Annotated in this window: 10 protein-coding genes; 5 read left to right on the forward strand and 5 right to left on the reverse strand. The window is 71.2% G+C overall.

Features of this window, described 5'->3' with window-relative positions; translation table 11 throughout:
* Positions 1–228: 228 nt before the first annotated feature.
* Positions 229–1,011 (reverse strand): hypothetical protein, encoded by a 783-nt coding sequence (locus ACIBJF_RS48525; RefSeq protein WP_399184293.1) that lies wholly within the window; start codon positions 1,009–1,011, stop codon positions 229–231.
* 322 nt (positions 1,012–1,333) lie between these two features.
* On the opposite strand from ACIBJF_RS48525, the gene thrS reads away from it, so the two are divergent.
* From thrS to ACIBJF_RS48540, 3 genes are all read left to right on the forward strand, one after another.
* Positions 1,334–2,560, forward strand: coding sequence for a threonine--tRNA ligase (gene thrS, locus ACIBJF_RS48530; RefSeq protein WP_399184294.1), 1,227 nt, complete (start codon positions 1,334–1,336; stop codon positions 2,558–2,560).
* 57 nt (positions 2,561–2,617) lie between these two features.
* Entirely contained in the window at positions 2,618–3,586 is a 969-nt protein-coding gene (locus ACIBJF_RS48535) for a nucleoside hydrolase (protein WP_399184295.1), read from the forward strand.
* 257 nt (positions 3,587–3,843) lie between these two features.
* Positions 3,844–5,499: a glycoside hydrolase family 13 protein gene (locus ACIBJF_RS48540; protein WP_399184296.1), complete on the forward strand. Its 1,656-nt coding sequence runs from the start codon at positions 3,844–3,846 to the stop codon at positions 5,497–5,499.
* On the opposite strand, the gene ACIBJF_RS48545 is transcribed toward ACIBJF_RS48540, so the two are convergent.
* On the reverse strand, positions 5,496–6,230 hold the full coding sequence (locus tag ACIBJF_RS48545) for a DUF4142 domain-containing protein (protein WP_399184302.1): 735 nt from the start codon (positions 6,228–6,230) through the stop codon (positions 5,496–5,498). The two genes, ACIBJF_RS48540 and ACIBJF_RS48545, sit on opposite strands and share 4 nt — an antisense overlap.
* A gap of 242 nt (positions 6,231–6,472) precedes the next feature.
* On the opposite strand from ACIBJF_RS48545, the gene ACIBJF_RS48550 reads away from it, so the two are divergent.
* Positions 6,473–7,183, forward strand: a complete 711-nt coding sequence (locus ACIBJF_RS48550; protein ID WP_399184297.1) for a DUF6445 family protein — start codon at positions 6,473–6,475, stop codon at positions 7,181–7,183.
* A gap of 31 nt (positions 7,184–7,214) precedes the next feature.
* Here the strand turns inward: ACIBJF_RS48550 and ACIBJF_RS48555 are convergent, their stop codons facing one another.
* Both ACIBJF_RS48555 and ctaD read right to left on the reverse strand, forming a co-directional pair.
* Positions 7,215–7,559: a cytochrome C oxidase subunit I gene (locus ACIBJF_RS48555; RefSeq protein WP_399184298.1), complete on the reverse strand. Its 345-nt coding sequence runs from the start codon at positions 7,557–7,559 to the stop codon at positions 7,215–7,217.
* Positions 7,556–9,274, reverse strand: a complete 1,719-nt coding sequence (gene ctaD / locus ACIBJF_RS48560) for a cytochrome c oxidase subunit I (protein WP_399184299.1) — start codon at positions 9,272–9,274, stop codon at positions 7,556–7,558. Before ctaD ends, ACIBJF_RS48555 begins: the two co-directional genes overlap by 4 nt.
* A 193-nt stretch (positions 9,275–9,467) precedes the next feature.
* Between ctaD and ACIBJF_RS48565 the strand changes: the two genes are divergently transcribed.
* Positions 9,468–10,166 (forward strand): DUF4328 domain-containing protein, encoded by a 699-nt coding sequence (locus tag ACIBJF_RS48565; RefSeq protein ID WP_399184300.1) that lies wholly within the window; start codon positions 9,468–9,470, stop codon positions 10,164–10,166.
* Between the two features lie 93 nt (positions 10,167–10,259).
* On the opposite strand, the gene ACIBJF_RS48570 is transcribed toward ACIBJF_RS48565, so the two are convergent.
* Complete coding sequence (locus tag ACIBJF_RS48570; RefSeq protein ID WP_399184301.1) at positions 10,260–11,537, reverse strand: IS701 family transposase; 1,278 nt, start codon at positions 11,535–11,537, stop codon at positions 10,260–10,262.
* Positions 11,538–11,684 lie beyond the last annotated feature (147 nt).

Raw genomic sequence — 11,684 nt, forward strand, 5'->3', positions numbered from 1 at the left:
GGAACCCGGACGGTGCCGAGGGCGTAAGACCACCCGAGCCGCCGGCTCCGGCGGCGGCCTGAGCCGTAAATCCCCGCTCAGCCCTGGAGGGTGACGCATTCCCTCCCTCCAGGGAGGGGAGCCTTCAACTGGTGAAGTTCGTGGTGGGGCCACTCTCCTGTACCGCGCCCCGGGAAGCCCGAAAGGGAGCCGGCCCGGGGCGGCGCCCGGGGCAAGCGGCACCCCGGCTCACACCTGGGCCCTCCCCTGCTTGCGGATGTCCGCCAGGCGCAGGGCGCCGATCTGGACGGCGGCCTGGGTCGCGTCGTTCGGGACGTCGCCCAGGCCGCCGTTGGTGAGGGCGAAGGCGTCCTGGCCGACCCGGACGGCGGCCACCTCCAGCGTCAGCACGCCGTGCCGGCCGTCGGAATCGGTGGCGGCGAGGCTGACCCTGAGGCCCTGGCGCGCGTCCCCGACCTCCGGCAGCGGGGCGTCGTCGACCTGGATGTCCTCCGTGATCCCGGTCTCCGTGGTGGCCGTGAACCGCGCGCACTGCGCTGGCATCGTCTTCAGCCAGGCGAGCGCCGCGTCCACGTCGGCGGGGCGGCGGGCGGCGATCTGGTAGCGCAGCTGGGCGTTGGTGTCGGCGTCGTCCAGGCCGATGGCGACGCGGGGCGGGCCGCCGAGGAGTTCGTCGGTGTAGAGGGCGTCCAGCAGCCGCTGGCACGCGCCGGCCGAGGTGGTCGCCTTCAGCAGCTGGTCCCGCCAGGTGGCCGCCCCGCGGGTCGCCGTCCAGGGGGCGCCGAGGTCGGTCTGGGTGAGGAGCGCGGCCTGCGCCTGCTGGTCGGTGAGGGAGGCACCGTCGGCCCGCGTGGACGCCTTCGGCGTCGGCGACGGCTTGTCGATCGTCGGGAGGGGCTGGGGCGCGGTCTCCGGCTGTTTCAGGCTGAGGGCCGCGAAGCCGCCCATGGCGAGGAGGCCGGCGACGATCAGCCAGAACAGGAGGCTGCGGGGGCGTATCTCGTGGGTCATGGAGTGCCTCCTGGGCCGGCTGCCGATGCGGTGCTTGATCTCACGGCACCACCGGCCCGACCGGCCCACCAGCGCTCCGGTCCGTCCGGGTGACCGGCCCGCCGTATGCCGGTGAGCGGTGCGCGGAAAACGCGTCGACCTGGTGCTTCGGCGGCTGCTACGGTCGCCGTATGCAGCGCGCCCAGCAGTGCCCGAAGAGCACGACGACGCCGGAGACCGTCCCGGCGCGCTGACACCTGACCAGCATCGAAGCCCCGGGGCGAACGCCCCGGGGCTTCGGCGTGCCGTGGGCGTTCGCCTCCCGCAGCGAGGAGACCCGCCCATGAGCGACGCACTGCCCGACCACCGCCGCCTCGGCCGCGAGCTCGGTCTGTTCGACACCGACCCGCTGATCGGCGCGGGCCTGCCGTACTGGCTGCCCGACGGCGCGGTCGTACGGCACACCCTGGAGGAGTACATCCGCGAGGCCGAACGCCGGGCCGGGTACCGGCACGTGTACTCGCCCGTGCTCGGCAAACGGGAGCTGTACGAGATCTCCGGGCACTGGGACCACTACAGCGACGACATGTACCCGCCGATGAGGCTGGGCGCGGAGGAGGTCGTCCTGCGGCCCAGCCTGTGCCCCCACCACGCCCTGATCTACCGCTCCCGCTCCCACAGCTACCGGGAGCTGCCCCTGCGCATCGCCGAATTGGGCGGCATGCACCGTGCCGAACTCTCCGGCGTCCTCGGCGGCCTGACCCGTGTGCGTGCCATCCAGCTCAACGACGCGCATATCTTCTGCACCCTGGACCAGGCGGTTCAGGAGGCCCGCGCCGCGCTGGAGCTGATCGCCCGCGCCTACGCCGACCTGGGCATCGAGGCCGTACGGCACCGGCTGTCGCTGCCCGGGGAGGGCGGGAAGGACGTCGCCGATCCGGAGCTGTGGCGCCGGGCCACCGTCCTGCTGCGGGAGGTCCTGGACGCGTCCGGTCTGGAGTACGAGGAGGCGGAGGGCGAGGCCGCCTTCTACGGCCCGAAGATCGACGTGCAGATCGCCGACCCGGCCGGCCGCGAGTCCACCCTGTCCACCGTGCAGATCGACTTCCACCAGCCGGCCCGCTTCGACCTGCACTACATCGGCGCCGACGGTGCGAAGCACCGGCCGGTCATGGTGCACCGCAGCATCATCGGCAGTGTCGAGCGGGCCGTCGCCCACCTGATCGAGGCGCACGCGGGTGCCTTCCCGGCCTGGCTGGCGCCCGTCCAGCTGGTGGTCCTGCCGGTCGCCGAGGAGCAGGTGGAGCAGGCGGCGGCGGTCGTGCGCGAGGCCGTGGCGCTGGGACTGCGGGCCGAACTCGCAGGCCCGGACCAGGGCAGCCTCGGCGCCCGGATCCGCGCCGCGCGCCTGGTGCCGTACCAGGCGGTGATCGGTGCCCGTGAGGCCGCGGCGGGCCTGGCCGCGGTACGGCTGCGGGACGGCCGCCGGCCCGGCGAGCTGCCGGTGCCCGAGCTGCTGTCCCAGATCGCCGGACGGGTGGCGGAACGCGGCACCGCCCTGTGGGAGTGACCGAACTGATCTAAGGTCGGAACTGATCCAAGGTCGGCTTGACGGAAGGAGTCCGCCGTGACCGGTCAGCCCATCCCGGTGATCATCGACTGCGACACGGGGGTCGACGACGCCCTGGCCCTGCTGCTGGCCGTGCGCCACCCGGGCCTCGATCTGCGGGCGGTGACCTGTGTGGCCGGGAACACGGACGTCGACGGCGTGGTCCGCAACACCCTCACCGTGCTGGAGCAGGCGGGCGCCCCGGACATCCCGGTGGGCCGGGGCGCCGCACGCCCGCTGATCGAGCCGGCCCGCTCGGCACAGCACGTGCACGGCGCCGACGGCATGGGCGACCTGGGCCTGCCCGCGCCGCGGCGCACCGCCTCGGAGCTGGACGCCGTGACGCTGCTGCGCCGCGAGATCCTGGCCTCCCCGCGCCCGGTCACCCTGATCCCCACCGCGCCCCTGACGAACATCGCCCTGCTGCTGCGCGCCCACCCGGAGGTGACCCGCAACATCGAGCGGATCGTCTTCATGGGCGGCGCGGTGGCCGTCGGGAACGCCACGCCGGTCGCCGAGTTCAACGTCTGGCACGACCCGGAGGCGGCGGCGATCCTGCTCACCGCGGGCGTGCCGATCACCATGTACGGCCTCGACGTCTTCATGCAGGTCGTCGTGGACGCCGCGGACGTGCACCGGATGCGCGCGAGCAGCGACCCCGGCACCCGGCTGGCCGGCGAACTGCTCGCCCACCGGCCCACCACGCAGGGCGAGGAGCCCGAGGCGGAGGAGGCCGGCGGACTCGGCGACGCGGGCGCGGTGTGCGCGGTCGCCGACCCGCAGGGCATCACCACCCGGCTGCTGCCGGTCGAGGTGTCCCTGGCCCCGGGCCCGACCCGGGGCCAGACGATCGTCGACCGCCGCCCCCGCCACGGCGAGTCCGAACTCCACGAGGGTCGACGCGAACAGGCCCTGGTGGACGTGGCGTTGGAGGTCGACGTGGCCCGCTACGTGAAGCTGTACCTGGAGACGGTCGAGCGACCCTGACCGATCCGGGCCGGCCCCTTTGGTTTCGGCCCGCCGACGGGCCGCGGCCTGCTCACCCACCCGGCCTCCGACGCCGCGCACCGACCTCACCGGCGCCCGCGGGTGACGAGGGCCGTAAGGGGCGGTCCTCGCGACGTACGCCGCGCTCGACGTGAAGGTGTGGCGCAACGCGGCCCAGGGCATGCCGCCCTAAGGTTCCTTTTCCGGGCAAGCTGGACAGATTCCTTGTACCGTCGTCCTGCCCGAAGGGATCCCGTATGGCAGACCGCACCCCGGACCTCTCCTCCAAGAGCCCCGACTGGTGGCGCCAGGCCGTCATCTACCAGGTCTATCCCCGCAGCTTCGCCGACGCCGACGGCGACGGGCTCGGGGACCTGCGCGGCATCACCCAGCGTCTGGACCACCTCGCCGGCCTCGGCGTCGACGCGCTGTGGCTGAGCCCCTTCTACCCCTCGGAACTGGCCGACGGCGGCTACGACGTCGCCGACCACCGGGACGTCGACCCCCGCCTCGGCACCCTGGACGACTTCGACGCCCTGGTCGGCGAGGCCCACCGGCTCGGTCTGAAGGTCGTCGTCGACATCGTCCCGAACCACACCTCGCACCAGCACCCCTGGTTCCAGGAGGCCCTGCGCTCCGCGCCCGGCTCCCCGGCCCGCGAGCGCTATGTCTTCCGCCCCGGCCGCGGCGCCCACGGCGAACTCCCGCCCACCGACTGGCAGTCCGTCTTCGGCGGCAGCGCCTGGAAGCGGACCCCGGACGGCGAGTGGTACCTGCACCTCTTCGCCCCCGAGCAGCCCGACCTCAACTGGGACGACGAGGACGTCCGCGCCGACTTCCGCACCACCCTGCGCTTCTGGTCCGCCCGGGGCGTCGACGGCTTCCGGATCGACGTCGCCCACGGCCTCGTCAAGGACCTCGCCGAGCCGCTGCGGGACATCGGGAACATCGGCGCGACCGGTGAGGAGGCCCTCCCGCTCGTCCCGCCGGGCAGCCACCCGTACTGGGACCGCGACGAGGTCCACGAGATCTACCGGGACTGGCGCAAGATCTTCGACGCCTACAGCCTGCCGCGTACCGCCGTGGCCGAGGCCTGGGTCCCGGGCCCCCGCCGCGCCCTGTACGCCCGCGCCGACGAACTCGACCAGGCCTTCAACTTCGAGTACCTGCAGACCCGTTGGGACGCCGACGAGCTCCGCCGGGTCATCACCGACGAGCTGGCCACCGCCCGGGCCGCCGGTGCCACCGCCACCTGGGTGCTGTCCAACCACGACGTCGTACGGCACACCTCCCGCCTCATGCTTCCGTCCGGCACCGACCCGGCCGCCTGGCTGCTGTCCGGCGGCAGCGCGCCCGCGATCGACACCGGCGCCGGGCTGCGCCGGGCGCGCGCGGCCACCCTGCTGATGCTGGCGCTGCCCGGATCCTCGTACCTCTACCAGGGCGAGGAACTCGGCCTGCCCGAGGTCGCCGACCTGCCCACCGAGGTGCTCCAGGACCCGATCTGGGAGCAGACCGGCCATGTCCGCAAGGGCCGCGACGGCTGCCGGGTGCCGCTGCCGTGGACGACGGACGGACCGTCGTACGGCTTCGGGCCGGGCGCCGCCTGGCTGCCGCAGCCGTCGTCCTTCGCGGCGTACGCCGTCGAGGCGCAGACGGAGGTGGAGGGCTCGACCCTGGAGCTGTACCGCACCGCCCTGCGGCTGCGCCGCAAGCTGCTGGAGGGCGAGACGCTGACCTGGACCCCGGACGCCCCCGCCGGCGTGCTGGACTTCGCCCGCTCCGAGGACTGGCGCTGCCTGGCCAACCTCTCCGGCCAGGCCGTGCCGCTGCCGCCGGGGGAGGTGCTGCTGGCCAGTTCCCCGCTCGACGGCAGGGCCCTCCCGCCGGACACGACCGTCTGGCTGGCCTAACCCACCGTCGGGCTCGGGCTCGCCCCCGGACTCGCGCCCGCACCTCCGTTGTTGCCGGTCAGCCCGTTGATGTCGACGGGCGTCGAAGTGGCGTTCGGTGGCGGGGTGAGGACCACCTCCGGCTGACCGGCGGCCGGGGGTGGCGGGGTCAGGTCGGAGTTGGGCAGCTTGGGCGGGGTGGTCTGCTGGAAGATGGTCTGGTCGAAGTCGACCAGACCGGTCTTCTCCATCACCGTCATATGGTCCAGCACGGTGTCGTTGGCCTGGTCGGCGAGGGCGCGCACCAGCGAATTCTTGGTGGTGGACCGGATCTTCGAGATGGTGTTGAAGATCGAGCCGTGCGTCATCCGCAGGATGTTGGCGAAGTCGCTGTCGAACTTCTTCCCGCTGTCCGCCTTGAGCTGGCTGACGAAGCCCTGCTGCTGGGGACTCGGCAGGTCGGGCAGCGCGATGTTCAGCAGCGGCGCGATCTTGCGGCAGGTGGTGTCCAGGGCCGCGTGCCCGTCGACCAGGTGCTTGCTGGCCGTGATGACCGCCGGTGTGGTGCCCTTCTGCAGCCCGATCTGCCCGACCGGGTACTCCCACAGGCCGGCGGCCCGCACCTTCACCACGAAGTCCCGGTCCTGCTCGGTGAGCGGCCCCCACTGGGTGTTGGCGATGACGCGGTCCTGCGCGGTGGAGACCTTGCTCAGACCGAGCATGCTCGGGTAGGCGAGTGCCACGAGGGTCATGGCCATCGCACCGCCCACGAAGAGCGTTCCCGTCGCGTTCCGCGAAAAGCGCACCGTGCCTCCTGCCCGGTCGTGGATCCCGCCCAGGCGTAGGCGCGGGGCGGTTCGGACGCACAGCAGTACGGATGCGGGGGCCGTTCGTATCGGTGCGGCGGGTAAAGATTTGTATCTCTGGTGCGGGTAAAGAAGAGTTGACCATTCCTCGGGAGAGGCGAGAGGAAGTCGCGGCATAGATTCGCCCCATGCCCCCACAGCCACCACCGTCCCGCATGCCGGGCGCACGGACCCCGGCTCCGGCCTCCCTCCCCGTCCTGCCCTACCGCAAGCCCACCAAGGGCCGCGACTACTGGGTCTTCGACGACGTCCTGCCCGAGGTGGACGCCGTACGGGAGCGGTGTCTGGCCAAGGACGACTGGGTCGAGGGCTACCCGTACACCTCCGAGACCTGGCCCGGCCTGCGCGCCATGCCCGGACTGGAACCCGGTGAACTCGCCCGCGTCGAAGGCCTGGTGAAGCAGGCCACCGGGGCGAAGGAGCTGTGGGTGCAGCAGGCGCCCGGCGGCGGCACCCTCAACCACAACTGCGTCCAGGTGGTCGGCGAGGGCGAGAGCGAACCGCGGCCGCACACGGACTCCCGCGCCCTGTGCCGGTACGCCGCCGTGCTGTACCTGAACCCCGGTGTCCCCAAGAACTGCGGCACCGCCTTCTACCGCCAGTCACTGCCCGGCGGCCGGCTCGGCGGCAACATCGTGCAGGCCCCGCACAACAACCTCGTCGAGGCCCTCGGCACGAGGTTCGTCCCGGCCGACCACTTCGAGGAGGACGTCCGGGTTCCCCACAGGTACAACCGCCTCCTCCTGTACAACGCCAACCTGGTGCACAGCGCGACGGGTTACTGCGGCACCACGCTGGAGGACAAGCGCATGACGGCGGTGTTCTTCTGGATGGCGTGACGGCCCTGCGGCCTCCCGGTGACGGCTTCGGTCACAGGAGGAGCAACAGCGTGGCCAGGGCCGTGCAGCCGGTGCACACCGCGAGGGTCACGGCGAGGCAGCGGCGGCGCAGTTCGTCGTAGCGGTGCTCGTACTCGGCGCGCAGCGACATGCAGCGGGCCGCGATGCGTTCCAGGTCGGCCCGGGCCCTGGTCAGGCTGTCGGCGACGTACCGGCGCTCGATCTCCTCGCGCTGCGCGGTCGTCAGCCACTCCAGGGGCCCGGTGAACTCCTCAGCGCGCCGCTCGGCCTCGGCGATGCGGGCCTGCCAGAGCAGGTACCCCTCCACCTCGTTGGCGAGCGCGTCGTCGGCTCCCTGCCTCGGCAGTCCGATCACCCCTGTCCTCGGTCGGGCCGCGCCGGGACCGGGTGTTCGTGCTCCCGCATCGCGATGTCGGGGTGGTGCAGGTCGAACGCCGGGGATTCGCTGCGGATCCGGGGGAGGGTGAGGAAGTTGTGCCGCGGGGGCGGGCAGGACGTCGCCCATTCCAGGGAGCGCCCGTAGCCCCAGGGGTCGTCCACGGCGACCGGCTTGCCGTACTTGGCCGTCTTCCACACGTTGTAGAGGAACGGCAGCATCGACAGGCCGAGCAGGAACGAACCGATCGTGGAGACCGTGTTCAGGGCGGTGAAGCCGTCGGCCGCCAGGTAGTCGGCGTAGCGGCGCGGCATGCCCTCGGCGCCCAGCCAGTGCTGGACCAGGAAGGTGGTGTGGAAGCCGACGAACAGCGTCCAGAACGTGATCTTGCCGAGGCGCTCGTCCAGCATCTTGCCGGTGAACTTCGGCCACCAGAAGTGGAAGCCGGCGAACATCGCGAAGACGACCGTACCGAAGACCACGTAGTGGAAGTGGGCCACCACGAAGTACGAGTCGGAGACGTGGAAGTCCATCGGCGGCGAGGCCAAGATGACCCCGGTCAGGCCGCCGAAGAGGAAGGTGACCAGGAAGCCCGCCGCCCAGAGCATCGGCGTCTCGAAGGACAGGCTGCCCTTCCACATCGTGCCGATCCAGTTGAAGAACTTCACACCGGTCGGGACCGCGATCAGGAAGGTCATGAAGGCGAAGAAGGGCAGCAGCACACCGCCGGTGACGAACATGTGGTGGGCCCACACGGTCGCGGACAGGCCGGCGATGGAGATGGTCGCGGCGATCAGGCCCATGTAGCCGAACATGGGCTTGCGTGAGAACACCGGGATGATCTCGCTGATGATGCCGAAGAACGGCAGCGCGATGATGTAGACCTCTGGATGGCCGAAGAACCAGAAGAGGTGCTGCCAGAGCAGGGATCCGCCGTTGGCCGCGTCGAAGACGTGGGCGCCGAACTTGCGGTCCGCCTCCAGCGCGAACAGGGCGGCGGCCAGGATCGGGAAGACCAGCAGCACCAGGACGGCGGTCAGCAGCACGTTCCACACGAAGATCGGCATGCGGAACATGGTCAGTCCGGGGGCCCGCATGCAGATGATCGTGGTGATGAAGTTGACCGAGCCGAGGATGGTGCCGAAGCCGGAGAAGGCCAGGCCCATGATCCACAGGTCGCCGCCGACGCCCGGCGAGTGGACCGCGTCCGTCAGCGGGGAGTAGGCGAACCAGCCGAAGTCGGCCGCGCCGTCCGGGGTGAGGAAGCCGCCCACCGCGATGAGCGAGCCGAACAGGTACAGCCAGTAGGCGAACATGTTCAGCCGCGGGAAGGCCACGTCGGGCGCGCCGATCTGCAGCGGCATGATCCAGTTGGTGAAACCGGCGAACAGCGGCGTCGCGAACATCAGCAGCATCACGGTGCCGTGCATGGTGAACAGCTGGTTGAACTGCTCGTTCGAGACGATCTGCAGGCCCGGCCGGGCCAGCTCGGCGCGCATGATGAGCGCCATCACGCCGCCGATCAGGAAGAACGCGAAGGACGTCGCCAGATACAGCGTGCCGATGGTCTTGTGGTCGGTGGTCGTCATCCACTTCACCACGACATTGCCGGGCTGCCTGCCCCTGACCGGCACCTCGCTCTCGTAGGCGTCCTCGGCCGCGGCGGCACCATGGGGTTCGTTGAGGATGCTCACAAGTCGTCTGTCTCCTGATGCTCGCGGTCCGCGCATGCCATGAAGTCGGCTACTTGCCATCCTTTGCCGCGAAGCGGTGCGGGCGACGCCCGACGCGCGGCCGACCGCGTGACGGATGCACCCGAACGGCGCAACGGCGTCCCTCGCCCGAGCTCCCTGGTGGCGTGCCGCTTCCGTACGACAGGATGGCGCGGTGACCGAAGAGGAAGATCAGTCCGCCGCCCCCTGGGTCGCGTACCGGCCCGTCCAGGTGGCCGGGCGGCTGGCTGTCGGGGGACTGCTGCTGGCCGGGCTCGCCTGGCTGGTGCGCGGGGTGTGGGAGGTACGGCTCGCCGTCGCGGGGGAGCCGGGCGACGGGCCGCCGGACCAGGGGAACGGGGTGCACCGGCCGCTCAACTCCCTGGAGGATTCGTACCACTGGGTGACCTCGGCGGGGGCCGGGCTCGCCCTGGTCTGCGCGCTGCTGTTCCTGTCCTGGCTGTGGCGGCTGCGGGACAACGCGCGGGCGCTGTCGGGGGACGCGCCCAAGTACCTGGGGTTCTGGGTGTATCTCGGGTGGGTCCTGCCCGTGTTCAACCTGTGGGTTCCGCGCGGGATCGTCGTCGACGCGTTCCGCAGCAGCGCTCCCGGGCGCCGGCTTCCCGGCTCCGTCGACGTGTGGTGGGCGCTGTGGCTGCTGGGCACGTTCGGCGGCGTAGGGGTCGTGTACCGCGACTCCACGGACGAGATCATCGGGCGTGCCTACGGCGAGGTGTGGCCACTGCTCGTCTGCGACGCCGCCGTGGTGGGCGCCGCCGTCGCCGGGGCGCTGGCCGTGCGGGCCGTCACCGCCGTGCAGGTGGAGCGGATCCGCGGGGCCCGGGCCCAGGTGGCCGAGGTCGAGGCCGTCTAGTAGGACTCCGTTAGGTTGAAATGGATCTTGCTGGCTGGTGTCTGGTCCGGGGTAGGGGCTGGTGGCAGGTGGTGCAGATGCCGGTCCAGCAGTTCAGCAGGTCTTGGAGTGCATCGAGGGTCTGGTAGAGGGTGAGGCCGGTGTGCGGGCTTTTGGGGCCAGCCGCTGCTCGGTGAGAAACGCGTGGGCGGCGGTGACGAGGGTGGCGTGGTGGTGCCAGCCGGTCCAGGAGCGGCCTTCGAAGTGGTCCAGGCCCAGGCCGTGCTTGAGTTCCCGGTAGTCGTGCTCGATCCGCCAGCGGATCTTCGCCAGGCGGACCAGTTCGGTGACCGGAGTGTCTGCCGGCAGGTTGGACAGCCAGTAGTCGGTGGGTGCTTCGGCTTCCTCGGGCCATTCGGCCAGCAGCGTCACCTCGGGCAAGACGCCATCCCACTGGCCGTCGCGCGCGGTGGCGGCGGCCTGGGCCAGGCGGCGGGCTCGGACCCCGGCGGGCCGCACGCGCAGCGCCAGGAAGTGCGAGCGCATCGGCCCGCGAGAGCCTTCCCTCCAGGTGACCTCAGTGAATGCCTGCCGTCCGCGGCTGGTGGCCAGGTCGGCCACCGAGGACGGCTTGTCCCGGTAGCGGGGCTGCGGCCGGCGGCCGTTGCCGGACCAGGGCGGGGCAACGGGTGTCACGTGATGCGGGTGGACGGTCACGTCCGAGCGGACGGCCACCACGTAGGCGATATCCCGGTCGGCCAGCCCGGCACGGAAGTCGGCGTTCTGTCCGTAGCCGGCGTCGGCCACCACCACCGGCGGCACCAAGCCCCAGGTGGCCAGCTCATCCAGGGTGTCCAAGGCCAGGCGCCACTTCTCCCGGTGCCCGACCCCATCGGGCACCCGGCAGCGACGACGGCGGTCGACATCGCTGTCCCACTCCTTGGGCAGGAACAACCGCCACTGCAGCGGGACGGAGGCGGTGTCGGTGACCGCGTGCACGCTGACCGCGACCTGGCAGTTCGCCTGCTTGCCCAGGGCCCCACAGTACTGGTGGGCAACGGCGACCGACATTCTGCCGTCCTTGGGAAACGACACGTCGTCGACCGCCCAGGCATCCGGGCCGATCAGGGGCACCATCCGCTCGGCGATCCGGCGCCGCACCGGCACCGGATCCCAGGTGGACTGGTTCACGAACTGCTGCAGGTTCTGCTCGTTGCCGTCCGGCAGTCGCGAGGCCATGGCCTGGATCGACTTGCGGCGACCGTCCACCATCAGTCCCCGCAGATAGCAGTCGCTCTTGGCCCGCTGGTCCTTGCGCGGCACCGAGGCGAACACATCCGCCACGAATAACGCCAACTTCGCCCGAACACGGTTCACTTCATGTGCATCCACACACCCACCATGCCGCTGACCACGACCACGCGAAAGACCTAACGGAGTCCTACTAGAAGGCTGCTGAAAATCTTGTTTGAGGGGCTGCTCGGCTGTGGGCCGGGCGGCCCTTTCGCTATGCGGTGGCCGGGGTGAGGTGCCAGCTGC

Source organism: Streptomyces sp. NPDC050743 (assembly GCF_044456925.1).
Classification (GTDB): domain Bacteria; phylum Actinomycetota; class Actinomycetes; order Streptomycetales; family Streptomycetaceae; genus Streptomyces.

What these genes read in the sequence shown, in the direction of transcription:
- ACIBJF_RS48525 (WP_399184293.1), bottom strand. Translation starts at nt 1,011, where the DNA reads ATGACCCACGAGATACGCCCCCGCAGCCTCCTGTTCTGGCTGATCGTC.
- thrS (WP_399184294.1), top strand. Translation starts at nt 1,334, where the DNA reads ATGAGCGACGCACTGCCCGACCACCGCCGCCTCGGCCGCGAGCTCGGT.
- ACIBJF_RS48540 (WP_399184296.1), top strand. Translation starts at nt 3,844, where the DNA reads ATGGCAGACCGCACCCCGGACCTCTCCTCCAAGAGCCCCGACTGGTGG.
- ACIBJF_RS48545 (WP_399184302.1), bottom strand. Translation starts at nt 6,230, where the DNA reads ATGACCCTCGTGGCACTCGCCTACCCGAGCATGCTCGGTCTGAGCAAG.
- ACIBJF_RS48550 (WP_399184297.1), top strand. Translation starts at nt 6,473, where the DNA reads ATGCCCCCACAGCCACCACCGTCCCGCATGCCGGGCGCACGGACCCCG.